Raw genomic sequence first — 26,882 nt, forward strand, 5'->3', positions numbered from 1 at the left:
TCCAGATGTGCAGCCACCCGCGCTGGTGTCGTTCGACTACTCCCCTCATCGGATCAACCTCGAGAGCGGACCTCAGCAGGTAACGGTCACCGTTGGGGCTGCTGCACGAACTGGTGACAGGTTCGGTTAGGCCGCCTGGATGACGGCTGGGGCCATGATCAGTTCGTATTCGACCGGGGTCAACCGGCCAAGAGCGGCCTGTCGACGGCGGCGGTGGTAGGTCTTCTCGATCCAGGTCACGATCGCGATCCGCAGTTCCTCGCGGGTGTTCCAGACGCGTCGGTTGAGGACGTTCTTCTGCAGCAGTGAGAAGAAGCTCTCCATGGCGGCGTTGTCACCGGCCGCGCCGACCCGGCCCATGGAGCCGGCCATCCGATGCCGGTTGAGCTGGTGGACGAGCTTTCTGGATCTGAACTGCGACCCGCGGTCGGTGTGGAGCACGCAGCCGGCCACATCGGCGCCCTCGCCCGCGCGGCGGGCGACGGCGTTGTCGAGCGCAGAGACCGCGATCCGTGACTTCATCCGTGAGTCGATGGAGTAGCCCACGATCCGGTTGGAGTAGACGTCCTTGATCGCGCAGATGTAGAGCTTGCCCTCGCGGGTCCAGTGCTCGGTGATGTCGGCCAGCCACAGGTTGTTCGGCGCCGTGGCGGTGAAGTCCCGACGCACCAGGTCGTCGTGCACCGGTGGCCCAGGACGCTTGCCGTTGCGGCCGCGCTTCTTCCCGAACGCCGACCACCAGCCCTGGTCGGAACAGATCTTCCACGCGGTCCGCTCGGCCATCGACTCACCACCGTCGCGGGCTTCGTCGAGCAGGAACCGGTAGCCGAACTCCGGATCCTCGCGGTGGGCATCGAACAGGGCGTTCGCGCGGTAGGCCGCGGTGAGTTCAGCGTCGGTGACCGGTGATGCGAGCCAGCGGTAGTAGGGCTGGCGGGCGATGTTGAGGACCCGGCACGTCACCGTCACGGGGATCCCGTCACAGGCAAGCTCGCGGACGAGCGGGTACATCATTTTCCCGGCAGGTGCGCCTGCGACAGATACGCGGCCGCCCGGCGTAGGACCTCGTTCTCTTGCTCGAGCAGCTTGATCCGCTTGTTGGCCTCACGCAGCGCGTCGGACTCGTTGGCGGCCCGGCCAGCCGCTGAGGGCGACGCCGACCTCCGGTCATCGATCGTGAGCCATCGCTTCAGACACGACGCCGAGATGCCGAAGTCCTTCGCTACCTGAGCCATCGAGGCATCCGAATCGCGATAGACCCGAATCACGTCCTCGCGGAACTCCTTGGGGAATGGCTTGGGCACAGTGCACATCCTTCTAGCGTCGACGCATACCGACGCAGATCAGATGTCACCGATCCGTGCAGCAGACCCGTTCGAGTCACTGATGAGACCGGGCTCTCTGGTACGCCGACCATGCTTCTCGCCTCGCAGACCACCACGCAGACGCAAGGCTTCGGTTCGATGAGTCGACTCAGCGGAACGGCTCAAGACGGCACTTACCAGAGGACGGTGACCATGCCGGCCAACGTTGCACCAGGTGCCTGGGATGTGCTCATCTACCCCCTCGACGACACCATCGGTAATCACGGCAGCTTCACTGCCCACCCCGAGCCATTGATGGTTCGGTATGGCGACGCGGTGCCTAACGCACCAACAGGCGTAACTGCGACAGCTGGCGACGGAACAGCAGACGTTCATTGGACAGCACCGAGCAGCGATCAGCCCATCGACAGCTACACGGTGACCGCGACGCCAGGCGGCAGGCAGGTCACCGTGGGCGGTGCTGTCACCAGCGCGTTGTTCGATGGTCTGAACAACGGCACCCCGTACACATTCAGCGTCGTCGCGACGAGCTCAATCGGCACGTCACCAGCGTCCGTTCCGTCGAACAGCGTCACGCCAGCGACTGTCCCCTCCGCACCGAGCAATGTGACCGCCATTCCAGGAGACACGTCAGCTCGGGTGAGTTGGTCAGCGCCCAACAATGGAGGCGCGCCAGTCACGGGCTACTTCCTCACGGTGAGCCCCGGGGGCCAGACGATCCAGGTCGCGGGCTCAGTGACAACTCGTACCGTCACCGGCCTGACCAATGGCGCCGCGTACTCGTTCACCGTGGTGGCTGCGAACCGGGTCGGCCAGTCGCCGCCGAGTGAGCCGTCCAACCAGGTAACGCCAGCGGGCGTTCCAGCGAGAATCTCAAAGCCTGCAGCGGCGGTCAGCGGGCGATCCGTCACGCTCACATGGGTAGCTCCTGGCGCGAACGGGTCACCAGTCACGGGCTACGTCGTCAGGTGGGCCGGCAAGAGCAAACGAGTGCCTGCTCCGACGACTTCACTTATCCTCAACGCCCTCAAGCCCGGGAAGTACAAGTTCAGCGTCGCCGCCGTCAACGCAATCGGAACCGGTCCCGCAAGCCCCGCGCGGTCCGTCAAGATCAAGTGACGAGAAGAGGTTGCCGATTTCGCGTCGTAGATGCCGTCGCGCCCTTACGATCCCGGTCATGCGCACTACGCCGGCCGCCTCGCTCGTGACCGCCTTGCTGTTGGGCGCGATGTTGACTGTGACCTCGGCCATTCCCGGCAACGCCGCCGATGCTTCCCCACGGGCCGCGGGCAAGGAGTGCAACAAGCACGGCGACTCACTCGTGGTGAAGGGGATGGGCTGCAAGGAGGCCAAGGAGCTGCTTCCCGGGGCGTTGGATAAGGCGAACACATTCGCCGACCAAGGCATGTTCACGTTCAAGTACCAGGGATTCCGGTGCCGGCTCCCCTACCAAGACACCTACAACATGACTTGCGTCGACAAGAAGCCGAAGAAGCGGTCATTCGAGTACGCCGGAGACTGACCGTCCGCCTCGCGCGGGCGGCCTTCCAAGACGGATGGCGAAGCTCGTCAGGTCATGTGCCTGACGCGACGTAAGGCCGATTGACCCCGTTGCGAGGCGTGGGACCGCCGTTGTCGGCCGCGGTCAGGGTCGGCAGAAACGTTGTCGAGGCGGTCTCCGTCAGTCCAGGTAGTCGCGCACTAGGGACGCCTGAGCGCTGTGGTTTGGAGAGATACAGACGGCGCGATGAGAAGCGGCATACGGTGCAATATCACCGATTGACAGCGCGCCCATGACGAAACGATAGCGGCTCGATCGTTAGCCTGGGCCGGTGCGGGACCCTCAATCTGGCGCGGCCGCGTTCACCGCAGCACTCGGAGCCGAGATTGCCTACTGGCGCAAGCGCCGTGCGATGACCCGTTCCGAGCTCGCAACTGCGGCCTGCTTCTCTGCCTCCACGATGGGCCGGATCGAGCGCGAAGGGCCGAAGGACGTCGCCGACACCTGGCGCTTGGCACAAGCACTCGGCGTTCCCCTGAGCACGCTGGTCGAGCGCGCCGAGTAGGCCGCGCAGTTGGACTAGTCTTACGGCGGGTAGGGGGTACGCGCCAGGACCGCAATGAACCTGTTGTCCTTACTCAGAGCGATGCAACCTCCCACCATCGCGGCCGCTTGAGCCACAGACTTACAGGGTGACTGACGAACCAAAGCAGCCAGAGACCTCGATCGCTCTAGTGCTCGAGTACGTCGCTCCCGAACAGATCGGATTCGCATCCGGGACGACCGACGTCCCTGCACTCGTGCAGGACTGCGCGGAGCTACTAGTCAAGTCAGGTGTCGATCCTGATCGAACGCGGTTAGTCCTGACCGGCGACTTCGTACGTTCCGTGCAGGACCGGGGAGAGCCTGAATCCGCGTATCACCAGGACTACGACCTGCAACGCAACACGGGGATCGTGGCCGGGAAGACCATCCCGCGACCAGACTCAACGGTCGATGTTCTGCTGCACGCCGCAATGTTCGCTCCGGAACTCATTGAGGACGAAGCGGACGTCCGGTCGATCTTCCACACCCTCCTGCACGAGGCACAACACGTAGCGATCGAGCAACACGGAGAGGCCAGCGGCAACTTCGAGAATGAGCCCTGGGCACGACGGAACCTCCTCGTCGCCGCAGCCCAGACCATCGACGAGTACCGCGCAGAGGCGCCGGCGTCGACTATGGCGGGGCCCACGGGTTGGGCAGGGTCCGACATCCCCGCCTCGCTCAGGGCTTGGCTGGAGAAGCTGCAGGCCACTGTTGAGGACTACCAAGATCACTTGGACGTCCAAAAGCTTTCGTATGAGGTCATGCAGGAGACCCACAACGCCTGGAAGTTGCTCGCATACGTAGTCGCCGAAGAGGTTGGTGCTGGCCAGCAGCTCGCCCCGAGCGTTCTCGATTCTGACTTGTGGGTGCTGATGGTCGAGCCGCACTGGACCGAGTTCTCCCAGACGCTGCGCGAAGTACCGCTCGGCAACGAGAGGACTCCTCGACCAACCTTGGATCGTCACGCCGAGGCTCTTAGTGACATCTTCGACCGCTGGCTGAGAGCGATCGGCTTCAAGTTCGAGGACAACGCTCAGGGCTCGACGTTCCACATCGTCAACTGGCAATTGCTCTTGGCCAACCTCGATGAGTAGGGCACGAGCCGCCTCAATGCGCCAGCATGTGGCATGGACGCCAAGCGACTATTCGCGCATGCGGTAGAAGAACTCGCCGACCGCGCAGCCCATCCCGAGGACGAGTATCAGATGATCCGAGCGTCCGGCTTGCTCCGACTCTTACTGCTCGACGCCCCCAACCTCCTGTCGCAAGCACACCCCGGGGCCAAGGTGCGGTTCCAGGTCCTCGGCCCGCTGCTCTCCATCTATCCGGAGGTCGACTTCCCCGATCGAAAGGGGAACAACCAATTGATCAGCCTGAACTTCGTCCCCCGAGTTGAGGGTCTGACGATCGCCCGGTCGCTCCCACTGAACGCGTTCTTGGCGTTCCCCATCGCATACTCCGGCTCCGCCGGAAGACTCTCAGTGAGGCTCATTATTCGGGCCGGAGCGATCGCCTTCGGCGGCGTGCACTTCCAGACTCCTCGCGCCGAGGAGGAGCAGTACATCGAGGACGTCTTGCGCGACTGGGAGGACGATGACATCGCGTCACCCTTGGGTGGGCTGCTCGGACAGATCGCCGAAGTCACGGTCCGTGCCCTACTCCCCTTGGCTGCTGAGGATCCATCCCCCTCTGTCGGCGTGTAGAGAAATCCAAGACGTGGTCCGACATGAGGGAACTGATCTCTCGGGATGCAGCGTCCACTCCCCCGTCGTGTCAGGGGTTGATCGCGTCGAGCTCGTTCGCGGGGAACACAAGCTAATTTCGCTGGCGATCGACCCGTCCCCATCCGGACCTACTTTCAGCGCTCTAGTCTGCTGGCATGTTCACGCCCGCGCCCGCGTGGCTTCAGCTGATCTTCGGACTTGCACTCGCGGTCCTAGGCGTGCTGTGGATCATCACCAGGACCTTTGGATGGATCTGGGACTCGGTCGAAAACTGGTGGGCAACCCATGGCCCGGGTGCCAGGAAGGTTGAGCGCGAAGTCCGGGAGGCAAGCGCCAGACGGAGGGAAAGTACGGCGTGGCACCTGCAACTCGCGGCAGATCACCTCAACTACGAACACTCGAGTCCCGAATTCGGCCTACTCGCAGAGCGGATCCAGGCGAAGGCCTTCAACTACTTCCACGGGACTAGGCCGATGCCGGACGAACTGCCCCGCGACTTCGGCATTCAACAGGCCGAGGCCTACCACCGATCCTGGTCGGCGCTCAGCGAGGATTGGCGGCGCGAAGTCCTGGCGAACTACGTCAAACGGGCTGGCAGCCCCCGCCCCGGCGCAAATGGGTCTGACCGCTGACCCCCCCGGCCACCGTGTAGAAAAACATGTGACTGATCGGTCACACCGCCGACGCGCGGCGCCCAACCCGCCCCCATCGAGTCACCGGCTGCGCAGCGTTTCAATCCCACTGTCCCAGCGAAGCTGAAAGTGCTCGCCGACTGGGAATGGGTCTAGCGACCCCCCAGGAATGGGTTCCTCCCGCCAACACAGCGCTCGCGAACGATGTCGTCCCAGTCGCTTTCCGACAGCGTGCAATCCACGAGATCCCAGAACTCGCGGAGATGGAGGGCGCACTGATTCGCCATCAACTTGCCGAGACTATTGCCGATCTCGTCAGAACCGTGAGACACCCGCGTTACCAGGGTGACCACGCCGTCGATGGTCTTGGTGAACATCGTGTGGTGACTGTTGGCTGACGCCATGCCCTTGGTTACGAGCGCAGTTCGGACCGCACTCGACTTGCGCTGCACCGCCGCGCTCTTTACGCCGTGCGGACGTGCGCGCGAAGGAAGGTGAGCTGGCGGGATAGATCGTCGCTGAGAGCTGGGGCTGCTTCGAGCAGTTCAAGGTGCTCGACGAGCGCAGCTCGCAAGTCATTCAGTGCTGCGGACGGAGAGCTGCCTACGCCATGGATACCCGTCGAGGGCTCGCGCGCGATCAAGGCACCGTCACCGGGAGCGCTGAGTTCGACGCGCACCGGCTGAAGGATGGCATCGCCGGATAGCCAATGTTGGCCGGCCACCGCAGCAATGACCCGAGCTCCCGCCGCCATGGGGGAAACATCGATGACAGCAAGCGAGGCTGGACGCTCGGGCACGATCCAATCCAAACCGGCAAGAAGATCAGCCGGGATGCGCGGTGCCGATGCAACACTCGGAGCCAACCGAACGCTCATAGCAGCCCCCCCTGCCCGCCCATCGAAGAATCCCAATTCTGCCGCGCTTGAAGGAGTAGTTCAATCAGCTCCTCGAGCCGGCCTCGAGTCAGTGCGTAACGACCTAGCGCCTTCACCGACACTGCGCCCACGGCCGCAAGCATCGCCTGGACCTCCTCGGGCGGTCCAAGTACAAGCGGCGGCGTCACGTTGCCGAGAATCAAGACGATTTGCTCCACGCCGGCAGATCCAGCGTCGAGCTGAGTGACGAACTGGTTCGCGGCGAGGACAGGAACATCCTCGACATCGGGCCAGATCACTCCGACTTGGAAGTTTGCCTCACCCGTCATGGGAACGGACTATGCCACGGGCATGTCTGCGCGCGGGCAACTCATCGGAAAGACGCCCTAGAGGGTGAAGAACTACATCCATGTGATGACGGGTGCGCTCGGGCACGCTTTCGCCGTAATGAGGCGGACCCGGCGCCGGGTAGACACTTTTTCAGGTCCGCCTAGTAGCCGGTCGGCGGGATCAACCCGGTGCCGGACACGACGGACAGCGCCGCGGGGCGACGGTTCGCCATGTACGCGACGTAGTTGTAGACCTGCAGACGGACCTGCAGGGTCCCCGAGAGCACCTCGGTCAGGACCCGGGTGCGGAGTGCGCCTTCCCACAGGTAGGTGTCGCGCAGCGCGCCGGCGATGACGCGCGACTCATTCGTCCCGCCGCCGAGGTTGGTCGGGATCCCCAGGTCGACCACGATCGGGACCTTGCCGATCGCGCCAACGACGCCCGAGACAGCGTCGGTGTCGTGGACAGTGATCGTATTCTGCCCGTTGCCGAGGTCGACGAGCGGCCGGTTGGTCGAGTCGAGCTGCGCGGTCATCCACCACCAGATCGACGGGTAGAGCACGATCGAGTCGGGCGTGCGCTTGCCGACCGTCGCGCACTTGGAGAGGGCCTGCGCAACCGGGACGAGGAGCTCCGGCAGGGTGGGTGTCGCGTCGGTGTAGGTGACAGCGTTGATGCCCGACGTCGGCAGGATTCCGGTCACCTGACCGGACGCGCCGGACCCGTTGATGACCTAGGCACAGAGCTGCTGGTTGTAGTCGGCGATCAGGTCGGCGAACACGACCTCGTCAAAGTTGATCGGCGACTGCTCGGAGCTGGATCGCGACGTCCTGCTGCCCGGCGATCGTGCGGACCGGAGCGGTCACGGACGTGTCGGTCAGGTCCGTCGAGGACACGGATCCGGCGTCCGCGGTCTGCACGCCGGTCGCGGTGCCGGTCGCGACCTTCGGAAGGTTGATCGAGTCGGTGCCCGGTGGCAGCGGCCGGACGGTGCAGCGGTCGGCGGTCGCGCGGCCGTTACGCAGGAGGTCGACGTACTCGTCGACGAGCCACAGCGGCGGGACGAAGTACCCGCCCTGACCGTCGGTGCGGTTCGGGTTGGTCCGGGTCTCGGTGCCGGCCGCGCGGCGCTCACCGGTGGCCCGGAACTCGTCGGGCAGGTCGTTGGCGGCGCGGGCGATGACCTGGGCGTGGTCCTGCAGGCGGCGCTGTGCGTCGCAGAACCCGGGCTCGGACGGCATGGTCGAGATCACGAGGTCGCGGAAGTAGCTTGCGCCGTTGCCGCGGGCGTAGACGGAGTCGGCGCCGCGAGAGAACCCGCGGCGGAAGCGGCCCGGGCCAGAGCCGCCGGGCTCGGTCATCCCGAGCCGCTCGCGGAGCTCGCCCTCGAGGGAGTCGCCGGCGGTCGCTTCGCGGACCTGCCGGATCTGGTCGTCGAGCTGCTCGAGGCGGCGCTGCTCGGCCTCGATGTGGGCGTTCGCGGCTTCGGCAGCGCGACGGTCGTTCGGCACGGGCTCGTCGACGAGCCGCGTGATCTCGGAGTGGAGCGCGGCGCGCTGCTCCTCGAGGTAAGTCAGTCGGGTACGCATGTGGACCACCTAGGTCGAGAGGGATGCGAGACGGACCGCCTGCGTCTGCTCCTCGAAGGGGTGCGCGGGTTCGGTCTGAGCGTCTGCGGTAGGTGGTCCCGTAGCGAGGTGGTGCCGCGCTCCTCCGTCGAGGTGCGGGTCCGGCGTCGCGGGCCGGCGTACCGGTTTCGTTCGCGTCCCATGCTAGGAACCCGACCCGTGGTCGCGCACCTCGCCCGCGTCGCCGGGCGTGTCGCGGAAGCGGTGCCATTCGTAGCGTGGCCCGCGGTCGCGGCCGCCCCAGACGTAGAACCGTTCGCGGTTGAGGTCGGCGAACCGGCCGCATTGCTCGATCGCAGGACAGCGCCGGCACGCGCGCACGGCGGTCGCGCGGTCCTTCGCCTTGTCGGCGGTGAAGCTCTGCGGGTCGGACAGGCACGGCACAGGGTTGCCGTCCTCGATCGACTGCTCGACTAGCTAGCTCGAGGAGCTCGTCGTAAATCTCGCGTGCCTCTGGCCCGATGCCGTCGTCCCAGATCATGCCGGCCGCCACCCGCACCCGGGCACACACTCACCGTCCGTGGTCAGCGCGCCGCCGCAACCGGGACACCGCGGGCCATCCTGAGCCCGTGGTGTTCGCTTCCATTCCATTTGGGGCGGGGTACCCCGCCCATGCCCCCGCCCGTTCGCCCGCCACTTCACGGGCGGGGTATCCCGCCCATTGTGGATAACGTCATTGGCGGGATCCCCCGCCAATTCGTTGGCGGGATATCCCGCCCGGTCGGTGACGGCTAGGAGGTAGGCCTGCGCCCTGCCACGACGGTCCACACGCAGGATTAGCCCCTCGCTCTCGAGCACAGCGAGCGCGTTCCGTACGTCCCGACGTGTCACGCCGCTGATCTCAGATGCGAGCGTCTCCTGCGACGGCCACGCAATGCCCGATGAGTCCGCGTGCACCGCGAGCTGAACCAGCACCCGCGCAACCGCGTGCCGGCCCACCTGACGTGTTCCGCGGACCTCGGCGGCGTTCGCCCATCGCACCAGGTCATGCGTCTCGGTCGACGTCATGGCCAACGGGGCGCGAGGGCGCGACGTCGAACCTTCGGCGACTTCGGCAGCAGCTCGTACTCGTACTCGCCCCGAACCGCGACCCAAACACCGCGACGTGCCGCGTGTTGCGCGGCCGAGCGCCTCGAGCCGTGCCCGCGGTCACACCATCCACAACCGTCGGTGCAACAGTCCGCTCGGTCAAAGGCTCGTTCGCGCCGACGGATCAGCGGATACCACGCGCGTCGCGCTCGCGTCGAGCAACGTTGCGCGCCTACAGTTAACGCGGATTCTGAGGTCGCGTCGTGGGCCGTCGCCGGTTGGCGGCGGCCTTCGGCGTCTTCAGGCATCGCGACCGCCGGCCTTCCTCGCCCTGCGAGCCTGAGCCGACTTCAATGCGAGCCGCTTGAAGTAGGCCTTGCGCAGGTGCTCGGCGCGGATCGGGTCACCCTCCGCCTGCTCGAGGAACTTCCGATCAAGAGCCGCGCGGCCTGGCGCTGTGCGGGCCGCGCGGTCTTTGGTGTTGGCCCACGACTCGTGGGCGCCGATGCTGGACGCGAGACGGTGCTCGGGGGTTGCCACAGTGGTCTCCGTGAAGGGGTCACGAGACGACGCCGCTTCGCGACGTCGTCGAGATCCGTCCGCGGAGGTACGCACGGACCTGTGGCACGTCCTCACCGGGGAGTGTGCCTGCCGCTTCACTCCACGGCGCTCAGCTCACCTGCCTTGTGGGCTGCCGGGTTGAGTTCACCCGGCCCCCGGCCGCCTCTGGACGGCCGCTGTGGTCGTTGAGGTCGTGATCCTCGTGGCGCCTACGCGTCCCGACCGTGCTTTCGCGAGCACTGTAGTAACGCGCTGTAGTGCTCAACAGAGGGTCCCTAGACGATGAGCAGGTTTGATTAGAGATTTCGTCTCCCGCGGTCTAGATGTACCCGGCCGGGACGTTGGTAGCGGTCCTGGCCGTTGACGTGAAAGAGAACCTCCGGGTGGGGTGTGGCTTGTCTAAGGCCCACATCCACCCGGAGGTTCCATGTCTCACGGTAGTGCGCGGCTGACCGTCTACGGCCGGCTGCTGATCGTTCAACGCCACCAACAGGGCTGGCGCCAGGCCCACATCGCGGCCGCGATGGGGGTCTCCCGCAAATGCGTGAAGACCTGGCTCGATCGCTATGCCGCCGAAGGCGAGGCAGGTCTGCAGACCCGGTCCTCACGACCACACTCCTCGCCAACTCGAACCTCGCACGAGGTCGAGCAGCGAGTGCTCGTGCTGCGCCACCGGGAGCGGCGCGGCCAGGACTGGCTCGGCCCGGAGCTGGGTCTGCCGCCACGCACGGTCTCGCGCATCCTGCGCCGCCACCAGGTGCCCTACCTACGTGAGTGCGACCCGATGACCGGCGAAGTGATCCGGGCCTCCAAGGTCACCGCGGTCCGTTACGAGCGGCCCCGGCCCGGCGACCTAGCCCACATGGACGTCAAGAAGCTCGGGCGAATTCACGACGGCGGCGGATGGAAGGCAGGCCCCGCGCACCGACAGACCGCGAAGCAGAAGCGCGCCAAGATCGGCTACGACTACGTCCACTCACTGATCGACGACCACTCCCGCTACGCCCATTCAGAGATCCTGCCCGATGAGAAGGGCGCGACCTGTGCGGCGTTCCTGCTCCGGGCCGCCGAAGCATTCGCCGCTGCCGGGATCACCCGAATCGAGCAGGTCATCACCGACAACCACATGTCCTACAAGCTCTCGCGCGACATGCGCGAGGCGATCGCCGCGATCGGCGCCCGCCACCTGTTCATCAAGCCCCACTGCCCCTGGCAGAACGGGAAGGTCGAGCGCTACAACCGCACCATCGCCACCGAATGGGCCTACCGACAACCATTCACCAGCAACCTCGAGCGCGCAGCAGCACTTGCGCCCTGGCTCGAGCACTACAACACTCAACGCCGCCACAGCGCACTCGGCGGACTCCCACCGATCAGCCGGCTACCAACCTGATGGCCGGGTACATCTAGACGACGATCACAGGTCCCCGAGGTTGAGCTGCCGAGCCTCTTCAGCCGCTCGAGCCGACGCCTGAGCTTTCGTGTAGCGCATGAGCATGTCAGGCCGCGTCCACCCGGCGACGGCCATGAGCCCCGACTCCGATCCGCCCGCGGCGAGCCAGCGGTGCGCGGCAGTGTGGCGGAGCTTGTGCGGGTGAAACCCGTCGACGCCGGCCTCGTCGGCGCGCATCCGGAGAGTTTTGTGCAAGGCGTCGTAGGAGAACCGCTTCCCGCGGTCGCCGAGCCACAGGTCCGGGGAGGTCTCGGCGAGCCGGTGGCCGCGGCGCAGGCGTAGGTACCGGTCGAGGGCGAGGGAGGTCTGCGGCCCGAACGGCACGGTGCGGCCCTTGCCGCCCTTGCCACGCCGCACGGTCGCGACGCCGCCGGCGAGGTCGACGTCGGCGAGCTGGAGCGCGACGACCTCGCCGGCCCGGGTCCCGGTCTCGAACATGAACCGGATCAACGCCTCGTCACGACGGTGCCAGAGCATCTGCGCCGGCGTCGCACCCTTCGGCGGGGCGCAGGCCTTGAGCATGGCGCGGATCTCGTCATCGGTGAGCGGCTCGATCACGCGCTCGTCGAGCTTGGGCGACTTCACGCCGAGGAATGGGTCGGCCGGGATCTCGCCCTCGTCGGTCAGCCATGCCGCGAACCTGCGGACCGCGAGCTGCCGTGCACGAGCCGTCGACGCCGCCGCGCCGGCCTCGAGGAGCTCGGCGACCCACAGGTTCAGCGCGGCCCGGGTCAGCGGCTCGGCCGGCTTCGCCGTGCACCAGGTCAGGTAGGCGCGCACTCCGTCGCCGTAGGCCTTGAGGGTCTGCGGCGACTTCCGCTCGGCGCGGAGCGCGAGCATCCATGATTGCGCCAGCAGGTCACACGACGCGACATCCACGGGTCGTAATGTAACCGAATATCTGGACTAGAAGCGCCGTAGTGGATACCGTGTCGCGTGTCAGAGTGGCCGAAACCGCTTCTGACCTGCAGAAACCGTCGAATCAGCCCGGCGAGGTCAGTCCAGGTAGTCGCGCAGGACCTGCGAGCGCGAGGGGTGCCGGAGCTTCGACATCGTCTTCGACTCGATCTGGCGGATCCGCTCGCGGGTCACGCCGTAGACCTTGCCGATCTCGTCGAGGGTCTTGGGCTGGCCGTCGGTGAGGCCGAACCGCATGCTCACCACGCCCGCCTCACGCTCGGAGAGCGTGTCAAGGACGGCGTGCAGCTGCTCCTGGAGCAGCGTGAAGGAGACCGCGTCGGCCGGGACGATCGCCTCGGAGTCCTCGATCAGGTCACCGAACTCGGAGTCGCCGTCCTCACCCAGCGGGGTGTGCAGCGAGATCGGCTCACGCCCGTACTTCTGGACCTCGATGACCTTCTCGGGGGTCATGTCGAGCTCCTTGGCGAGCTCCTCCGGGGTGGGCTCGCGGCCCAGGTCCTGGAGCATCTGGCGCTGCACGCGGGCCAGCTTGTTGATGACCTCGACCATGTGCACCGGGATCCGGATGGTGCGGGCCTGGTCGGCCATCGCGCGGGTGATCGCCTGCCGGATCCACCAGGTGGCGTAGGTCGAGAACTTGTAGCCCTTGGTGTAGTCGAACTTCTCGACCGCACGGATCAGGCCGAGGTTGCCCTCCTGGATCAGGTCCAGGAACAGCATCCCGCGCCCGGTGTAGCGCTTGGCGAGGCTGACGACGAGGCGGAGGTTGGCCTCGAGGAGGTGGTTCTTGGCGCGGCGGCCGTCCTCGGCGATCCACTCCAGCTCCTCGTGGAGCTTCGCGGACATCTTGCCGCCCTTGGCGAGCTTCTCCTCCGAGAACAGGCCGGCCTCGATCCGCTTGGCGAGCTCGACCTCCATCTCGGCGTTCAGCAGCGGCACCTTGCCGATCTGCTTGAGGTAGTCCTTGACCGGGTCGGCCGTCGCGCCGGCCACCATGACCTGCTGCTCGGGCTCGTCGGTGTCGTCGGCCGCGGAGACGACGAAGGACGCCTGCTTCTCGTCCTCCTTGATGGTGGGGTCGGCGACGACGTCCTTCTCGAACTGCTCGTCCGGCAGGTCGGGCAGCACCTTCTTGCCGTCGGGGCCGACCACGACCTCGGTGACGACGACCTCGACGACGGCCTCGTCGGCCGCCTGGGGCGCGGCGGCGGCCTTGGCCGGGGCGGCGGCCCGCTTCGCGGGGGCCGCCTTCTTCGCGGCCGGGGCGGCCTTCTTCGCCGGCGCCGCCTTCTTCGCCGCGGCCGGGGCCTTGGCGGTGGCGGTCTTGCGCGCCGCGGCAGCGGCGACCGCGCGGGTCGTCACCGGGATCTGCACGGAGATGCCGAGGGCACTGAGGTGGGCGAGCAGCGCCTTGAGGTGCCGCGGCTCGACCGCCGCGTCCTCACTGGCCTGCCGGACCTCCTCCGGGGTGATGCTGCCGGTCGGGGCGCCTCGTTCGACGAGGGCTACGACGGCAGGGTGCGTGAGCACCTCGGCAGGAAGGACTTTGCGCGCGTTCGAGGACACGAACACCTCTCGTGAAACGACTGTCGAAACCGATCTAGGGCGCGGCCCGTCCCGGTGTCGTCAAGAGCCGCGTCGCCCATTCTGCCACGCGGTTCCACAGATCCGGACAACCGGGCCGAACGCGGACGGCGTCCCTGCCGGGTCAGGCTCCGGCCTTCGCCGCGGCCTTCTGCTGCTTCTTGAACTCGCGCACCTTCTGCAGCGACGCCTCGTCGACGACGTCGGCCACCGAGCGGTACCCCTGCTCGGCGTACGCACCGACGGCCGCCTCCCAGCCGGACGGTCGGACGCCGACCTGCTTGGCCAGCAGCGCGACGAAGATCTGCGCCTTCTGGCGTCCGAAGCCGGGCAGCTCCATCACCCGGGCCAGCAGCTCCTTGCCGGACGTGGCCTCGGTCCAGAGCCGCTCGGCGTGCCCGTCGTACTTCTCCTCCACCAGCGCCGCCAGCGCCTGGAGCCGCGCGGCCATCGAGCCCGGGAACCGGTGGATCGCCGGCGGCGTGCTGCACAGCGCCGCGAACTCCTCGGGGTCGGCGGCGGCGATCCGCGCAGGGTCGAGGGTGCCGAACCGGTCGAGCACCTTCGCCGGGCCGCGGAACGCGTGCTCCATCGGGTACTGCTGGTCGAGCATCATGCCCACGACCAGCGCGAAGGGGTCGTCGGAGAGGACCTGGTCGGCGGCGGGGTCGCCGGTGAGGTGGAGGGCCATGGACCCATCCTGCCCCAGGTGGAGGCGCGCGCAGCCGGTCAGCCGGTCAGCCCGGTCAGTCCGCCTTCACCGCCAGCACCGGGCAGTGAGCGTCGAGCAGCACCCGCTGGGCGTTGCTGCCCAGGATCAGCTTGCCGACCGGCGACCGGCGGCGCAGGCCGATGACGATCAGCTCGGCGTCGTTGGCCTCGGCGATGCTGATCAGGTCCTCGGCCGGCTCGAACCCGCGGACGAGCTGGCGGATGTCGTAGGGGACCCCGGCCGCGTCGAGGGTGCGGCGCACGGCCGCCATCTCCCGCTCGGCCTGCGTGGAGGCGTCGGCATCGAAGTCGCTCCCGCCGCGCTGCGAGTTGACGACCACCAGCTTCGAGCCGCGCAGCCGGGCCTCGTCGACCGCCTTGTTCAGCGCGGCCTCTCCCTCCGGCTTGGGCACGTAGCCCACCACGACGGTCCCCATCGAGCCTCCCTGTCCCGCGATCCACCGGCCGGGCGCCGGCGGTCGATGTCCAGCACGCTATCGGATGCCGGTCGACAGCCCCAGCCTGTGGACGAGCCGGGCGCGTGGTTCCCCGCCCGGGCAGGCTGTCGGCATGGAAGGGATCCGGGAGCCGGTCCCCCGCGCGACCGCCGCCGTGCTGCGTCGCGCGGCGCTCGACCACGCCCGCGCCGAGCACCGCCGCGGCTTCCCGCCGCTGCTGCACGTGGGCTACCCGGGCGGCGCCGAGGAGGTCTTCGTGCTCGCGCCGGAGGACCCGGCCGACCACGCGATCCGTGCCGACGTCGTGGCGGCGCTGCTGCACCGGTTCCGCCGCCGGGGCGGCGCCGTCCCCCTGGTCTGGCTGACCCGCGCCGGCCCGCTCGACCTGCAGGACGTCGACGCCGCCTGGCTCGCCGCGGCGCGCACCGCCGCGGCCGAGGCGGGCGTACCTCTGGCGATGGTCGTCGTCACCCGGCATGGGTGGCGGGACCCCCGCAGCGGCGTGCGGCGCACCTGGAAGCGGCTGCGCCAGCGCTAGTCGCGCCTAGTCCCAGGTGTGGACCGGCTCGTTCGTGTGCATCCGCTCGCGGTAGTCGCGCAGCGTCGCCCGCAGGCCGTCGTAGCGCTCCTGGTCACCGGTCTCGTGCATCCGGCGCACGAACCACTCGGCGCCGTTGACCCCGGTGAGGCAGCGCTGCTCGATGATGCCGAGGAACCGGTCGATCTCGTCCCCCGAGGCGCCCCAGGACTCCAGGCCCTGGTGGGCCAGCGGCAGCAGCCGGCGCAGCACCAGCTCGGTCGCCCGGACCTGGCCGACGCCCGGCCAGTAGACCTGGGCCTCGATGCCCTGCCGGGCGGCGGTGTGAAAGTTCTCCTCCGCCGCGCTGAACGACATCTGGGACCACAGCGGCCGCTCGCTCTCGGCGAGGGCGCGCACCAGCCCGAAGTAGAACGCCGCGTTCGCGATCGTGTCGGCGACGGTCGGGCCGGCGGCGAGCAGCCGGTTCTCGACCCGGAGGTGCGGGACGCCGTTCGAGACGTCGTAGACCGGCCGGTTCCAGCGGTAGATGGTCCCGTTGTGCAGGCGCAGCTCGGGCAGGATCGGCGTGTCACCGCGCTCGAGGACCTCCAGCGGGTCCTCCTGGTCGGTGACCGGCAGCAGCGCCGGGAAGAACCGGACGTTCTCCTCGAACAGGTCGAAGACCGAGGTGATCCAGCGCTCGCCGAACCAGACCCGCGGGCGCACGCCCTGCGCCTTGAGCTCCTCGCTGCGGGTGTCGGTGGCCTGCTCGAAGAGCGGGATCCGGGTCTCGCGCCACAGCTCCTTGCCGAGCAGGTACGGCGAGTTCGCCGCCACGGCGACCTGCACCGCCGCGATCGCCTGCGAGGCGTTCCAGTACTCGGCGAACTGGTCCGGGGAGGTCTGGACGTGGAACTGGGTGCTGGTGCAGGCGGCCTCGGGGACGATCGAGTCCGCGGTGGTGCGCAGCCGCTCGGTCCCGTCGATCGAGATCGTGATGTCCTCGCCGCGCGCGGCGAGGATCTGCTCGCTCAGCAGCTTGTACCGCGGGTTCGCGCTCAGCGAGCCCATGCTCATGTGACCGGGCGCCAGCGTCGGCAGGATGCCGATCATCACCATGTGCGCGCCGACCTCGGCGGACTTGGACTCGGCGTCGTTGAGGCTGTGCCGCAGGCTCTCCTCGAAGGTGGTCAGCCCGCCCTCGCGCACCTTCGCCGGCGGCACGTTGATCTCGATGTTGAACTGGCCGAGCTCGGTCTGGAACGCCGGGTCGGCGATCGCCTTGAGCGCCTCGGCGTTCTTGAGGGCGGGGTCGTCGGAGTCGTCGACGAGGTTGAGCTCGACCTCGAGCCCGGTCATCGGGTCGTCGGTGTCGAAGCGGGCCTCGCGCAGCATCCGCGCGAACACGTCGAGGTTGCGCCGCACCTTCTCGCGGTGTCGCGTGCGATCAGCGCGGGAGAACTCTTGCGCCTCCACCTCTTCGCCCATGACCTGACCCTAGAGCCTCTCCGGGGCGTGCCACGTGGCTTCCGTGCGAGCGATGAGATCGTCGACGACGCCCGCGACCGAACCGGAGCGCTCGAACGCGGCCCGCTGCCGGGTGGCGCCCCCGTCCCCGACGACCCGGCTCAGCACCCCGGACACCCGCTCGGCGTCCCCGGCCTCGACCAGCGCCGGCCCGACGGCGCCGACCAGGTCGTCGAGGACCTCGCGGGCCGGGCGCAGCTCGCGGCGCAGCGGGTGGACCAGCCGGTCGGCCACGCCGTAGCGGGCGGCGCGCCAGTGCGCGACGCGGAGCTCCTCGGACCGCCACGCGGGGGCCGGGCGTCCGGCCCGCGCCTCGCGTGCTGCGGTCTCGACCAGCGCCCGGACCAGGACCGCGACCACCATCGCCTCGTCCGGGTCGGTGCAGACGTCGCACACCCGGACCTCCACGGTCGGCTGGCCCACCGAGAGCCGCGCGTCGAAGTAGAGCATCCCGGGGTCGCGTGCGGCGCCGCTGGCGAGCATGGTCCGGCAGGCCGCGCGGTAGCCCTCGAGCGACCCGAACTGCTCGGTCGGCCCGGCGCTGGGCCAGCGGCTCCACACCTGGGCCCGCCAGGACGCGTACCCGGTGTCCCGGCCCTCGGCGTAGGGCGAGTTGGCGCTCAGCGCGAGCAGGACCGGCAGCCAGGGGGCGATCCGGTCGAGGACCGCGACCCCCTCCTCCTCCGAGGTGATCGCGACGTGCACGTGCATCCCGCAGGTCCCGCCGGTGCGGGCGACCTCGCCGTAGGTGTCGACCATGTCGCGGTAGCGGTCGTCGGGCGAGACGACCGACTGGTCGCCGCCCAACGGCACCATGCCGCAGGCCGCCAGGGCCAGCCCCGCCGCCGCCGCTGCCTCGCCCGCCGTGCGGCGGGCCGCGACCAGCTGCGCGTGCAGGTCGGCGGCGTCCCGGCCGGGGTCCGTGCGGGTCTCGAGCTGGTGGCGGAACAGCTCGGGGGTGAGCCCGTCGGCGGCCACCGACGCGTGGTCCCGACCACGCCCGTGCTCGCGGAACTCCTTGAGCACCCGGGGCGCGGCCGGGACCACCTCGCGGGTGCGGCGGTCGAGGAGCAGCAGCTCCTCCTCCAGGCCCACCGTCCGCACCATGGCGCGCCCGTACCCCGCGACCCGGCCGGCCACGCCCGGCGCGCGCCGTCGACCGCACCGGACCCGCCCTCATCCGGCCTCCTCCCAGCTCTGCGGCGGCACCGCCCGCAGGAGCGCCTGCTCGACGAGCCGGGCCAGCGGGTAGGCCGCGTCGACGTCCGCGCACCGGTCCAGCGCGCACCACGCGAGCGCGCCGTGACCGGCCTGCCAGGCGGCGAGCGCCAGCACCGCCGCGGGCGCGGCGACCAGCGCGTCCGGCGACCGGCGCACGACGTCGGTCCAGAAGCCGACGTGGGCCCGGGCCGTGGCCCGGCCGAGGTCGCCGCAGGCCTCGTCGCGCACGCCGACGTCGAGCAGCGCGCGCAGCAGGCGGGCGCACTCGGCGTCGGAGACCGGGGTGCCGTCCCGGCAGTGGCGCCGCACCAGGTCGGCCACCCAGCGCCCCGACGGTCCGTCCTCCACCGACCGGTCCGCCAGCGCGGCGACCACCCGGGCCACCGCGGCCGGGTCGGCGAGCAGCGTCGCACGCAGCTCCTCGCGGGAGCCGAGCAGCACCCGTCCGTCCAGCACGGCCTCGGCGCTGAAGGGGTGGGTGGAGAGGTCGTAGGGCACACCCCACGCCGGCACCCCGGGCCGCCGCCCGACGGCCGGCCACCAGCGGCTGCCGTCGGCCCGCAGCACCTCGATGACGTCGACGCCGGCTGCTGCGAAGTCGTCGGCCAGCCGGTGCGCCGCGCGCCGGGCCAGCCGCTCGGAGGTCGTGTAGACGACGAAGAACGCCCGGCGGACCCGGTGGTGACGGGCCGGCGCGAGCAGCGCCTCGACCATCGCGGGCAGCTCGTCCTCGTCCTCCGGCAGGTCGACCCGGGCGTGGAACGGGTGGGCGGCGCCGAAGGTGAGCATCGCGACCGAGTCCTCGGGGGCGAACCCGAGGACCACGGGCACGAGGGCCAGCACGTCCTCGGGCGTGCGTGCGGTGAAGGTGAGGGGCGGCTCGGTCGGTGCGGTCATGGCGTGACCCTCCCCGCGGGCAGGGACGGTCGGGGCGCCGACGGACCGGGCTGGGGACGAGGGTGTGGCAGGGCCGTCCTGTGGACGGTGGGCGGGCCGTCGGGCCGCGCCGTACGGCTGGTGGGGGCGCCGGGCGGTACCGTGCGCGCGTGCGTGCGTCAGCGTCGGTGCTCCACCTCGACCTGGACGCCTTCTTCGCGGCGGTCGAGCAGCGCGACAAGCCCTCCTTGCGCGGGAAGCCGGTCGTCGTCGGCGGGGTCGGCGGGCGCGGGGTGGTGTCGACGGCCTCCTACGAGGCCCGTCAGTACGGCGTCCGCTCGGCGATGTCGACGCGTGAAGCCCGGGCCCGCTGCCCGCACGCCGCCTTCCTCAGCGGCCGCTTCCACGCCTACCGCGAGAGCAGCCGGCAGGTGATGGCGCTGCTGCGCGCGGCGTCGCCGCTGGTCGAGCCGCTGTCGCTGGACGAGGCGTTCGTCGACCTCGAGCGCGCCGACCTCCCCGACCTCGAGGTCCCGACCGTGACCGCGTTCGCCGAGGACCTCCGCGGGCGGGTCGTCGAGGCGACCGGCGGGCTGACCGCGTCCGTGGGCGTCGGCACCTCCAAGTTCATCGCCAAGGTCGCCAGCGACCTGGACAAGCCCGACGGGCTGGTGGTCGTGGCCCCCGGCACCGAGCGCGATCTCCTGCGCCCGATGGACGTCCGGGTCATCCCCGGCGTCGGGCCGGCCACCGCCGAGCGGCTGCGCCGGGTCGGCATCCACACGGTGGCCGAGCTCGAGGGGGTCAGCGAGGAGGAGATGGTGCGCCTGCTCGGCAAGGCCAGCGGCCACTGGCTCTACTCGCTGGCCCGGGCCGAGGACGACCGGCCGGTCGTCCCCGAGCGCGAGGCCAAGTCGGTCAGCGTCGAGGGCACCTACGACACCGACCTCACCGACCGGCGGCTGATGGAGGGCCTGCTCACCCGGCAGGCGACCGACGTCGCGGGCCGGCTGCGCAAGCACGGCCTCTCCGGCCGCACCGTCACCATCAAGGTCCGGCTGCACGACTTCACCACGCTGAGCCGCTCGACGACGCTGGCCTCCCCCACCGACAGCGGCCCGACCGTGGCCCGCCTGGCCCGGTCGCTGCTGGCCGACCTCGACACCTCCGGGGGCGTCCGCCTGCTCGGGGTCGGCGTCTCCGGCCTGGCCGACTGGGTCCAGGAGGACCTCTTCGGCGAGACCACCGAGGAGGAGGACGTGCTGCTCCCCGAGGCCGAGGTCCCTCACCACTCGCGCCGGGCCTGGGCCCCGGGCATGGACGTGGTCCACGAGGAGCACGGCCGCGGCTGGGTCTGGGGCTCGGGGCGGGGCGTGGTGACGGTGCGGTTCGAGACCGCGGAGACGCCGGCCGGGCCGGTCCGGTCCTTCGGCGTCGACGACCCGGACCTCAGCCCGTGGCGGCCCCCGGAGCCGGAGGACGCGGAAGGCGCCTGAACCGCACCTCGTCGCCGGGGCGCAGCTGCGCGCACCGCCACAGGTCCTCGGTGGCGACCACGCCGACCACGGGGTAGCCGCCGGTCGTCGGGTGGTCGGCGAGGAACACCACCGGCAGCCCGCTCGGCGGCACCTGCACCGCACCGAGCACCATGCCCTCCGAGGCCAGCTCGCCGTCGTGGGTACGGCGCAGGGCCGGCCCGTCCAGCCGCAGCCCGACCCGGTTCGAGTCGGCCGTCACGGTGTACGCCGCGCCGCACAGCACGTCGAGCGCCCCGGCCTCGAACCAGTCGTCGCGCGGTCCGGGGACCAGACCCAGCGGACCGGGCCGCCGCGCCGGTGGCGTGTCGAGCGGCCGCGGCCGCTTGCGAGGCTCCCCCAGCGGCAGCTCCGCTCCCACCTCGACCACCGGTGGTCCGACGCCGGCGAGCGTGTCGGTCGACCGCGACCCGAGCACGGGCTCGACCGCGATCCCACCGGCCACGGCGACGTACGACCGCACGCCGGACCCCGGCACCCCGAGCCGCAGCTCGGCACCCTCGGGCACCCACTCCGCCCGCGAGTGCCCGCGCGGCGCGCCGTCGACGGTGAGCGGCGCGGGCGCGCCGGTGACCGCGACCCAGCAGCCGCGGCCGGCCCGCGCCACCAGGCCGCCGAGCACGACCTCCAGCACCGCGGCGTCGGCGGCGTTGCCGACCAGGCGGTTGGCGAGCGCGGCCGCGGGCGCGTCGAGGACGCCGGCCCGCGGCACCCCCAGGTGGGCGAGGCCCGGCCGGCCCCGGTCCTGCACGGTGACCAGCGGCCCGGTCGCGACGACGAGCAGGCTCATGCCGGCACGAACCTGACGCGGGTGCCCGGCGGCAGCAGCGCCGGCGGGTCGCGGTCCTGGTCCCACAGCCGGGCCGCCGTGCGCCCGAGGAGCCGCCAGCCGCCCGGTGAGGCCGTCGGGTAGAGCCCGCACCAGGTCCCGGCGAGGCCGACCGACCCGGCCGGCACCCGCGGCCGCGGCACCTCGAGCCGGGGGATGGCGAGCTCGTCGGGCAGCCCGGCCAGGTAGGAGAACCCCGGCGCGAAGCCGCAGAACTCCACGACGTACTCGACCCCGGTGTGCCGCGCCACCACCCCGGCCTCGTCGGTGCCCCACGCCTCGGCCACGAACGCGAGGTCCGGCCCGTCGTAGACCACCTCGACCTCGACCAGCCGGCCGGTGGGCGGTTCGTCCGACGGCACCCACGACCCGAGCAGCACGGCCAGCCCCTCGGTGTCCGGGACGCCGTCGAAGAGGACGGTCTCGGCCGCCGGCACCACCTCGACGGCGGGTACGGCGTGGGCGCGGGCCCAGCCGGCGAGCGCGAGCGCCGACGCGGCGTCGCCGACCTCGGCGAGGAGGGCGTCCGGGCCGACGCGGCGCAGCTGCACCCGACCAGTCAAGCATTCACCGGACGGTCACGCGGGCGTCCTGGCCGGCCGCAGGATTCGGCGGCACGATGGCGGGGAAGTGCTGGAAATGAGGTGAGGGGCTCCCGGTGGTATGAGCACCAGGAGCCCCTCGGCTCGACCGGCTGTGGTGACGCCCGGTCCATCGAGGAGGGCCTCCGGTCCCAGTGGCTCCGTCACCGAGCCGCCGCCGCGAGTTGCCTCGCGGTGTGGACCTTCGTCCTTCTCCGATCTCCGAACCCGCCTTGCGGCGGTTCCGGTGAAGAGAGTTCTACGCGGCCCGGATCCGGGCCCGCAAGGGGCTCCCGACAACCCACAGGATCATCCACAGGGCGCGGCCGGTCATCCACAACGAGCGGCCGTCGTCCACAGGTTCCGGTCCAGACCTGTGGCCGCACCTGTGCAGGACGTGGCGGCCGTCACACCTCGGGGGCGAACGGCCGCAGCTCGTGGCCGGCGCGCACCAGCGCCTCCCGGACGGCGCTCGCGTGCTGCACCGCGCCGGGCGAGTCCCCGTGCAGGCACAGCGAGTCGACCCGGCCGGCCAGGGCGACGGCCTGCGCCACGATCACCGGCTCCTCCTCGACGAGGGCGCCCGGCTCGCCGCGCGGCACCAGCCGGCCCTCGGGCGTGTAGCCACGATCCGGGAACCCCTCGTGGAACACCGCACGCCCGCGGGCGCGCGCCTCGTCCAGGAGCACCCCGGGCATGCCGAGCACCGGCAGGTCGCCGGACCCGTCCAGCACCGCGGCCGCCTGCTCGGCGTCGTCGAGCACCCGGTGGTAGAGCGCGCCGTGCGGCTTGAGGTAGCGCACCGCCGTGCCGCACTCCCCCGCGACCTGCGACAGCACCCCGACCTGGTCGGCGACCTGCTCGCGCAGCAGGTCGTAGGGCACGTCGCGCGCCACCCGGCCGAAGTTCTCGCGGTCGGCGTAGGAGACCTGGGCGCCGACCGAGACCCCGCGCCGGGCCGCCTCGGTGCACACCGCGCGCATGATCTCGAGGGAGCCCGCGTGGTAGCCGCAGGCGAGGTTCGCGCTGGTCACGACCGCCAGCAGCGCGGCGTCGTCGGTGACCTCCTCGCCGAGGTCCGCGTTGAGGTCGATCCGCTGCTGGTGGGGCGCCACGGGGCCGACGCTATCGTCGCGGCATGCAGTCCTCCCCGGTCCCGCCCGAGGCCGACCGACGATCGACCACCACCGAGCACCACGGCCGGACCCGCACCGACGACTACGAGTGGCTGCGCGAGAAGGAGTCGCCCGAGGTGACGGCCTACCTCGAGGCCGAGAACGTCTACACCCAGGAGCGGACCGCCCACCTCGCCGGCCTCCGCCAGGCGATCTTCGACGAGATCAAGGCGCGCACCCGCGAGACCGACCTCTCGGTCCCGACCCGCAACCGCGGGCACTGGTACTACGGGCGCTCCTTCGAGGGACGCGAGTACGGCGCCAGCTGCCGCGTGCCGGTCGTCGACCCGGACGACTGGACGCCCCCGCGGCCGGCCGAGGACACCGCCCCCGACCAGCCGGCGCTCCCCGGGGAGCAGGTCCTCCTCGACCTGGACGCGCTGGCCGAGGGCCACGAGTTCTTCAGCCTCGGCGGCTCGTCGATCAGCCCGGCCGGCGACCTGCTCGCCTACGCGACCGACGTCGTGGGCGACGAGCGCTACACGATCCGGGTCAAGGACCTCGGCACCGGCGAGCTGCTCGACGACGAGATCGTCGGCGTCATCGGCGGCGCCACCTGGGCGCGCGACGGGCGCAGCTTCTTCTACACGACCGTCGACGAGACCTGGCGCGCCGACAAGATCTGGCAGCACCGGCTCGGCACCGCGCAGGACGACGACGAGCTCGTCCACCACGAGACCGACGGCCGGTTCTGGGCCGGGGTGGGTCGCACCCGCAGCGACCGGTTCATCGTCGTCGCGAGCGCGTCCAAGACCACCGCGGAGTACCGCTTCCTCGACGCCGACGCCCCTGAGCTCGGGCTGCGGGTCTTCAGCGAGCGCCGCGAGGGCCTGGAGTACTCCCTCGACCACGCCGTCATCGGCGGCGAGGACGTCTTCCTCGTCCTGCACAACGGCACCGGCCCCGACTTCGAGCTCGCGACGGCCCCGATCGCGCCGACCCCGCCCGGAGACTGGCAGCCGCTGATCGCCCACGACCCCGCCGTACGCCTCGAGGACGTCGACGCGTTCGCCGGCCACCTGGTGGTCCACCAGCGCAGCGACGGGCTGACCCAGCTGCGGATCGTCGAGCTCGCCGCGCCCGGCGAGGGCGACCGCGGGCTGGGCGACGACTACCTCGTCGAGTTCGACCACGAGATCTACACGGTCGGCTCGGCCGGCAACCCGGGCTTCCACCAGCCGGTCGTCCGCCTCGGCTACACCACGATGGCGGTGCCGTCGTCGGTCTACGACTACGACGTCCGCACCCGCGAGCTGACTGTGCTGCGGCGCGCGCCCGTCCTCGGCGGCTACGACCCGGCCGACTACGAGGAGCACCGGCTCTGGGCGACCGCGGACGACGGCGAGCGGGTGCCGATCTCCGTCGTCGCGCGGCGCGGCTCCCGCGAGGGGGTCGGGGGCGGCAGCGAGCCGGTCCCGCTGCTGCTCTACGGGTACGGCGCCTACGAGACGTCGATCGACCCCTACTTCTCGATCGCCCGGCTGTCCCTGCTCGACCGCGGCGCCGCGTTCGCGATCGCCCACGTCCGCGGCGGCGGCGAGATGGGCCGGCGCTGGTACGACGAGGGCAAGCTGTTCCGCAAGCAGAACACCTTCTCCGACTTCCTGGCCTGTGCCCGGCACCTCGTCGACAGCGGCTGGACCCGCCCCGAGCTCCTCGTCGCCGAGGGCGCGAGCGCCGGCGGGCTGCTGGTGGGGGCGGTCGCCAACCAGGCGCCGGAGCTGTTCGCCGGCATCGTCGCGGGCGTGCCGTTCGTCGACGCGCTGACGACGATGCTGGACGCCTCGCTCCCCCTGACCGTCACCGAGTACGACGAGTGGGGCAACCCCGAGGCCGACCCGGAGGTCTACGACTACATGGCGTCGTACGCGCCGTACGACAACGTCGGGGCCCTGGACTACCCGCCGATCCTGGCGGAGACCTCGCTCAACGACACCCGGGTGCTCTACGTCGAGCCGGCCAAGTGGGTGGCGCGGCTCCGGGCCACCGCCGTCGGCCGCCGTGACTTCCTGCTCCGCACGGAGATGGCGGCCGGTCACGGCGGCGTCTCGGGGCGGTACAAGTCGTGGCACGACCGGTCCTTCACCCTCGCCTGGGTGCTCGACCGGATGGGCCTGGCCGACCGTCCCTGAGGGCCCCCGCCCCTGAGAACTTTCTGAGAGTTCTGCTCCGACGCAACTCGGACGGGCCCCCGCACGTCGTTCCCGGTAACAGGTCGACGGTTCCGAAGGTTTGCCTCGGGAATCCGATGGTCACCGTGGACGTTGTACGGACCGTGTGGGGGTGCCAGGCGCCGCCCACCGAGAGGAAGAGGAGGGGCGTCCCATGGCTACACGCACTGCACCCGTCGGCGCACGCGAGATCGAGGGGCGCGACAGCGTCGGTCTGTACCTCGACGAGATCGCCCGCAACCCCCTTCTCGACGCCGCCAAGGAGGTCGAGCTCTCCCAGGCGATCGAGGCCGGCCTGATGGCCGAGCACCTCCTCGCCGAGGGCCGCGTCGGCCGCCGCAAGGGCGGCGCCCCGATGCACGCCACCCAGGAAGAGCTCGAGTGGCTGGCCGAGGAGGGCCGCAAGGCCGTCGACACGTTCATCACCGCAAACCTGCGCCTGGTCGTCTCGATCGCGCGCAAGTACGGGCGGGCCCAGATGCCGATGCTCGACCTGATCCAGGAGGGCAACACCGGCCTGATCCGCGCGGTCGAGAAGTTCGACTACGCCAAGGGCTACAAGTTCTCCACCTACGCCACGTGGTGGGTGCGCCAGGCGATCACCCGCGGCATCGCCCAGCAGGCCCGCGTGGTCCGGCTGCCGGTGCACGTGGTCGAGGAGCTCAACCAGGTGGGCGGCGCCCGCCGCACCCTGGAGCGCCAGCTCGGCCGCGAGCCGGAGCCCCAGGAGATCGCCGTGGAGCTCGGCATGGACGTCGACCGGGTCCTCGACCTGATGGCGTGGGGCCGCGAGCACGTCTCGCTGGACTCCCCCGTCGACGAGGACGGCGACACCTCGCTGGGCGACCTGATGGCGCAGGAGACCTCCCCGGGTCCCGACCTCACCTTCCTCGACGTCGAGTCCCGGGACCGGCTCAACACGCTCGTCGGCCAGCTCGACGAGCGGGCCGCCGACATCATCCGCTCGCGCTACGGCCTCACCGACGGCCGTCAGCACAAGCTGGCCGACATCGGCGCCAAGCACGGCATCTCCGCCGAGCGGGTCCGCCAGCTCGAGCGCGAGGCGCTGCAGAAGCTCCGCCGCCTCGGCGATCCGGACCTGGCTGCCTAGGCCCCCGCTGAACC

Annotated in this window: 30 protein-coding genes; 11 read left to right on the top strand and 19 right to left on the bottom strand. The window is 70.3% G+C overall.

Annotated elements, in window-relative coordinates:
- Positions 1–126: 126 nt before the first annotated feature.
- Positions 127–1,304, bottom strand: a protein-coding gene (locus ACILQ5_RS16600; RefSeq protein ID WP_395659134.1) for an IS3 family transposase whose coding sequence is annotated in 2 segments (ribosomal slippage) — positions 127–1,017 and positions 1,020–1,304 — 1,176 coding nt in all. Because the reading frame shifts where the segments join, the coding sequence is not laid out codon by codon here.
- A gap of 213 nt (positions 1,305–1,517) precedes the next feature.
- On the opposite strand from ACILQ5_RS16600, the gene ACILQ5_RS16605 reads away from it, so the two are divergent.
- The 6 genes from ACILQ5_RS16605 (at position 1,518) to ACILQ5_RS16630 (ending at position 5,770) form a co-directional block, all read left to right on the top strand.
- Complete coding sequence (locus ACILQ5_RS16605) at positions 1,518–2,444, top strand: fibronectin type III domain-containing protein (protein WP_395659186.1); 927 nt, start codon at positions 1,518–1,520, stop codon at positions 2,442–2,444.
- Between the two features lie 58 nt (positions 2,445–2,502).
- Positions 2,503–2,847 (top strand): hypothetical protein, encoded by a 345-nt coding sequence (locus ACILQ5_RS16610; RefSeq protein WP_395659135.1) that lies wholly within the window; start codon positions 2,503–2,505, stop codon positions 2,845–2,847.
- A gap of 310 nt (positions 2,848–3,157) precedes the next feature.
- A complete protein-coding gene (locus ACILQ5_RS16615; protein WP_395659136.1) occupies positions 3,158–3,391 on the top strand; it encodes a helix-turn-helix domain-containing protein in 234 nt (77 codons plus the stop codon).
- A gap of 127 nt (positions 3,392–3,518) precedes the next feature.
- On the top strand, positions 3,519–4,508 hold the full coding sequence (locus ACILQ5_RS16620; RefSeq protein ID WP_395659137.1) for a hypothetical protein: 990 nt from the start codon (positions 3,519–3,521) through the stop codon (positions 4,506–4,508).
- 33 nt (positions 4,509–4,541) lie between these two features.
- Entirely contained in the window at positions 4,542–5,117 is a 576-nt protein-coding gene (locus ACILQ5_RS16625) for a hypothetical protein (protein ID WP_395659138.1), read from the top strand.
- 176 nt (positions 5,118–5,293) lie between these two features.
- Entirely contained in the window at positions 5,294–5,770 is a 477-nt protein-coding gene (locus tag ACILQ5_RS16630; RefSeq protein ID WP_395659139.1) for a hypothetical protein, read from the top strand.
- 152 nt (positions 5,771–5,922) lie between these two features.
- On the opposite strand, the gene ACILQ5_RS16635 is transcribed toward ACILQ5_RS16630, so the two are convergent.
- The 8 genes from ACILQ5_RS16635 to ACILQ5_RS16670 form a co-directional block, all read right to left on the bottom strand.
- Positions 5,923–6,147: a hypothetical protein gene (locus tag ACILQ5_RS16635; RefSeq protein WP_395659140.1), complete on the bottom strand. Its 225-nt coding sequence runs from the start codon at positions 6,145–6,147 to the stop codon at positions 5,923–5,925.
- An 86-nt stretch (positions 6,148–6,233) separates the two neighbouring features.
- Positions 6,234–6,647, bottom strand: a complete 414-nt coding sequence (locus tag ACILQ5_RS16640) for a hypothetical protein (RefSeq protein ID WP_395659141.1) — start codon at positions 6,645–6,647, stop codon at positions 6,234–6,236.
- Complete coding sequence (locus ACILQ5_RS16645; protein ID WP_395659142.1) at positions 6,644–6,976, bottom strand: hypothetical protein; 333 nt, start codon at positions 6,974–6,976, stop codon at positions 6,644–6,646. Before ACILQ5_RS16645 ends, ACILQ5_RS16640 begins: the two co-directional genes overlap by 4 nt.
- 161 nt (positions 6,977–7,137) lie before the next feature.
- Positions 7,138–7,680 carry a hypothetical protein gene (locus ACILQ5_RS16650; protein WP_395659143.1) on the bottom strand — a complete coding sequence of 181 codons (543 nt, stop codon included), beginning with the start codon at positions 7,678–7,680 and terminating at the stop codon, positions 7,138–7,140.
- An 85-nt stretch (positions 7,681–7,765) separates the two neighbouring features.
- Positions 7,766–8,566, bottom strand: coding sequence for a hypothetical protein (locus tag ACILQ5_RS16655; protein ID WP_395659144.1), 801 nt, complete (start codon positions 8,564–8,566; stop codon positions 7,766–7,768).
- 183 nt (positions 8,567–8,749) lie between these two features.
- Positions 8,750–8,989, bottom strand: a complete 240-nt coding sequence (locus ACILQ5_RS16660; RefSeq protein WP_395659145.1) for a WhiB family transcriptional regulator — start codon at positions 8,987–8,989, stop codon at positions 8,750–8,752.
- 93 nt (positions 8,990–9,082) lie between these two features.
- A complete protein-coding gene (locus ACILQ5_RS16665; protein WP_395659146.1) occupies positions 9,083–9,613 on the bottom strand; it encodes a helix-turn-helix domain-containing protein in 531 nt (176 codons plus the stop codon).
- A gap of 321 nt (positions 9,614–9,934) precedes the next feature.
- Positions 9,935–10,174 carry a hypothetical protein gene (locus tag ACILQ5_RS16670; RefSeq protein ID WP_395659147.1) on the bottom strand — a complete coding sequence of 80 codons (240 nt, stop codon included), beginning with the start codon at positions 10,172–10,174 and terminating at the stop codon, positions 9,935–9,937.
- Between the two features lie 448 nt (positions 10,175–10,622).
- On the opposite strand from ACILQ5_RS16670, the gene ACILQ5_RS16675 reads away from it, so the two are divergent.
- Positions 10,623–11,588 carry an IS481 family transposase gene (locus tag ACILQ5_RS16675; RefSeq protein WP_395657829.1) on the top strand — a complete coding sequence of 322 codons (966 nt, stop codon included), beginning with the start codon at positions 10,623–10,625 and terminating at the stop codon, positions 11,586–11,588.
- Positions 11,589–11,612: 24 nt separating this feature from the next.
- On the opposite strand, the gene ACILQ5_RS16680 is transcribed toward ACILQ5_RS16675, so the two are convergent.
- The 4 genes from ACILQ5_RS16680 to ACILQ5_RS16695 all read right to left on the bottom strand — a co-directional run bounded on the left by ACILQ5_RS16680 (position 11,613) and on the right by ACILQ5_RS16695 (position 15,301).
- Complete coding sequence (locus ACILQ5_RS16680) at positions 11,613–12,527, bottom strand: tyrosine-type recombinase/integrase (protein WP_395659148.1); 915 nt, start codon at positions 12,525–12,527, stop codon at positions 11,613–11,615.
- 117 nt (positions 12,528–12,644) lie between these two features.
- Positions 12,645–14,141, bottom strand: coding sequence for an RNA polymerase sigma factor (locus ACILQ5_RS16685; RefSeq protein ID WP_395659149.1), 1,497 nt, complete (start codon positions 14,139–14,141; stop codon positions 12,645–12,647).
- A gap of 136 nt (positions 14,142–14,277) precedes the next feature.
- On the bottom strand, positions 14,278–14,844 hold the full coding sequence (locus ACILQ5_RS16690; RefSeq protein WP_395659150.1) for an HhH-GPD-type base excision DNA repair protein: 567 nt from the start codon (positions 14,842–14,844) through the stop codon (positions 14,278–14,280).
- A gap of 55 nt (positions 14,845–14,899) precedes the next feature.
- The gene (locus tag ACILQ5_RS16695) at positions 14,900–15,301 is read right to left on the bottom strand and encodes a universal stress protein (protein ID WP_395659151.1); all 402 of its coding nucleotides are present in this window, start codon (positions 15,299–15,301) and stop codon (positions 14,900–14,902) included.
- 133 nt (positions 15,302–15,434) lie between these two features.
- On the opposite strand from ACILQ5_RS16695, the gene ACILQ5_RS16700 reads away from it, so the two are divergent.
- Positions 15,435–15,860 (top strand): hypothetical protein, encoded by a 426-nt coding sequence (locus ACILQ5_RS16700; protein WP_395659152.1) that lies wholly within the window; start codon positions 15,435–15,437, stop codon positions 15,858–15,860.
- 6 nt (positions 15,861–15,866) lie between these two features.
- Here the strand turns inward: ACILQ5_RS16700 and ACILQ5_RS16705 are convergent, their stop codons facing one another.
- The 3 genes from ACILQ5_RS16705 to ACILQ5_RS16715 all read right to left on the bottom strand — a co-directional run bounded on the left by ACILQ5_RS16705 (position 15,867) and on the right by ACILQ5_RS16715 (position 19,487).
- On the bottom strand, positions 15,867–17,330 hold the full coding sequence (locus ACILQ5_RS16705) for a glutamate-cysteine ligase family protein (protein ID WP_395659153.1): 1,464 nt from the start codon (positions 17,328–17,330) through the stop codon (positions 15,867–15,869).
- A 9-nt stretch (positions 17,331–17,339) separates the two neighbouring features.
- Positions 17,340–18,476: a glutamate--cysteine ligase gene (locus tag ACILQ5_RS16710; RefSeq protein ID WP_395659154.1), complete on the bottom strand. Its 1,137-nt coding sequence runs from the start codon at positions 18,474–18,476 to the stop codon at positions 17,340–17,342.
- A 69-nt stretch (positions 18,477–18,545) separates the two neighbouring features.
- Entirely contained in the window at positions 18,546–19,487 is a 942-nt protein-coding gene (locus ACILQ5_RS16715; protein WP_395659155.1) for a DUF4192 domain-containing protein, read from the bottom strand.
- Positions 19,488–19,636: 149 nt separating this feature from the next.
- On the opposite strand from ACILQ5_RS16715, the gene ACILQ5_RS16720 reads away from it, so the two are divergent.
- On the top strand, positions 19,637–20,962 hold the full coding sequence (locus ACILQ5_RS16720; RefSeq protein WP_395659156.1) for a DNA polymerase IV: 1,326 nt from the start codon (positions 19,637–19,639) through the stop codon (positions 20,960–20,962).
- Here ACILQ5_RS16720 and ACILQ5_RS16725 read toward each other — a convergent pair.
- The 3 genes from ACILQ5_RS16725 to ACILQ5_RS16735 form a co-directional block, all read right to left on the bottom strand.
- Positions 20,916–21,791 (bottom strand): biotin-dependent carboxyltransferase family protein, encoded by an 876-nt coding sequence (locus tag ACILQ5_RS16725; RefSeq protein WP_395659157.1) that lies wholly within the window; start codon positions 21,789–21,791, stop codon positions 20,916–20,918. The two genes, ACILQ5_RS16720 and ACILQ5_RS16725, sit on opposite strands and share 47 nt — an antisense overlap.
- A complete protein-coding gene (locus ACILQ5_RS16730; RefSeq protein WP_395659158.1) occupies positions 21,788–22,381 on the bottom strand; it encodes an allophanate hydrolase subunit 1 in 594 nt (197 codons plus the stop codon). Before ACILQ5_RS16730 ends, ACILQ5_RS16725 begins: the two co-directional genes overlap by 4 nt.
- Positions 22,382–22,818: 437 nt before the next feature.
- Complete coding sequence (locus ACILQ5_RS16735; protein WP_395659159.1) at positions 22,819–23,526, bottom strand: LamB/YcsF family protein; 708 nt, start codon at positions 23,524–23,526, stop codon at positions 22,819–22,821.
- A 23-nt stretch (positions 23,527–23,549) separates the two neighbouring features.
- On the opposite strand from ACILQ5_RS16735, the gene ACILQ5_RS16740 reads away from it, so the two are divergent.
- Together ACILQ5_RS16740 and ACILQ5_RS16745 are read left to right on the top strand one after the other, a co-directional pair.
- On the top strand, positions 23,550–25,718 hold the full coding sequence (locus tag ACILQ5_RS16740) for a S9 family peptidase (RefSeq protein ID WP_395659160.1): 2,169 nt from the start codon (positions 23,550–23,552) through the stop codon (positions 25,716–25,718).
- Positions 25,719–25,911: 193 nt separating this feature from the next.
- Positions 25,912–26,868 carry an RNA polymerase sigma factor RpoD/SigA gene (locus ACILQ5_RS16745; RefSeq protein WP_395659161.1) on the top strand — a complete coding sequence of 319 codons (957 nt, stop codon included), beginning with the start codon at positions 25,912–25,914 and terminating at the stop codon, positions 26,866–26,868.
- Positions 26,869–26,882: the final 14 nt, after the last annotated feature.

This window comes from Nocardioides sp. (genome assembly GCF_044226305.1).
GTDB lineage: Bacteria > Actinomycetota > Actinomycetes > Propionibacteriales > Nocardioidaceae > Nocardioides.

Excerpts from the sequence above, each read along its gene's own strand:
- ACILQ5_RS16655 (WP_395659144.1), bottom strand. The coding sequence starts at position 8,566 with ATGCGTACCCGACTGACTTACCTCGAGGAGCAGCGCGCCGCGCTCCAC.
- ACILQ5_RS16695 (WP_395659151.1), bottom strand. The coding sequence starts at position 15,301 with ATGGGGACCGTCGTGGTGGGCTACGTGCCCAAGCCGGAGGGAGAGGCC.
- ACILQ5_RS16630 (WP_395659139.1), top strand. The coding sequence starts at position 5,294 with ATGTTCACGCCCGCGCCCGCGTGGCTTCAGCTGATCTTCGGACTTGCA.
- ACILQ5_RS16675 (WP_395657829.1), top strand. The coding sequence starts at position 10,623 with ATGTCTCACGGTAGTGCGCGGCTGACCGTCTACGGCCGGCTGCTGATC.
- ACILQ5_RS16665 (WP_395659146.1), bottom strand. The coding sequence starts at position 9,613 with ATGACGTCGACCGAGACGCATGACCTGGTGCGATGGGCGAACGCCGCC.
- ACILQ5_RS16610 (WP_395659135.1), top strand. The coding sequence starts at position 2,503 with ATGCGCACTACGCCGGCCGCCTCGCTCGTGACCGCCTTGCTGTTGGGC.
- ACILQ5_RS16725 (WP_395659157.1), bottom strand. The coding sequence starts at position 21,791 with ATGAGCCTGCTCGTCGTCGCGACCGGGCCGCTGGTCACCGTGCAGGAC.
- ACILQ5_RS16705 (WP_395659153.1), bottom strand. The coding sequence starts at position 17,330 with ATGGGCGAAGAGGTGGAGGCGCAAGAGTTCTCCCGCGCTGATCGCACG.
- ACILQ5_RS16710 (WP_395659154.1), bottom strand. The coding sequence starts at position 18,476 with ATGGTGCGGACGGTGGGCCTGGAGGAGGAGCTGCTGCTCCTCGACCGC.
- ACILQ5_RS16645 (WP_395659142.1), bottom strand. The coding sequence starts at position 6,976 with ATGACGGGTGAGGCAAACTTCCAAGTCGGAGTGATCTGGCCCGATGTC.
- ACILQ5_RS16690 (WP_395659150.1), bottom strand. The coding sequence starts at position 14,844 with ATGGCCCTCCACCTCACCGGCGACCCCGCCGCCGACCAGGTCCTCTCC.
- ACILQ5_RS16745 (WP_395659161.1), top strand. The coding sequence starts at position 25,912 with ATGGCTACACGCACTGCACCCGTCGGCGCACGCGAGATCGAGGGGCGC.
- ACILQ5_RS16625 (WP_395659138.1), top strand. The coding sequence starts at position 4,542 with ATGGACGCCAAGCGACTATTCGCGCATGCGGTAGAAGAACTCGCCGAC.
- ACILQ5_RS16605 (WP_395659186.1), top strand. The coding sequence starts at position 1,518 with ATGCCGGCCAACGTTGCACCAGGTGCCTGGGATGTGCTCATCTACCCC.
- ACILQ5_RS16700 (WP_395659152.1), top strand. The coding sequence starts at position 15,435 with ATGGAAGGGATCCGGGAGCCGGTCCCCCGCGCGACCGCCGCCGTGCTG.
- ACILQ5_RS16640 (WP_395659141.1), bottom strand. The coding sequence starts at position 6,647 with ATGAGCGTTCGGTTGGCTCCGAGTGTTGCATCGGCACCGCGCATCCCG.
- ACILQ5_RS16635 (WP_395659140.1), bottom strand. The coding sequence starts at position 6,147 with ATGTTCACCAAGACCATCGACGGCGTGGTCACCCTGGTAACGCGGGTG.
- ACILQ5_RS16740 (WP_395659160.1), top strand. The coding sequence starts at position 23,550 with ATGCAGTCCTCCCCGGTCCCGCCCGAGGCCGACCGACGATCGACCACC.
- ACILQ5_RS16715 (WP_395659155.1), bottom strand. The coding sequence starts at position 19,487 with ATGACCGCACCGACCGAGCCGCCCCTCACCTTCACCGCACGCACGCCC.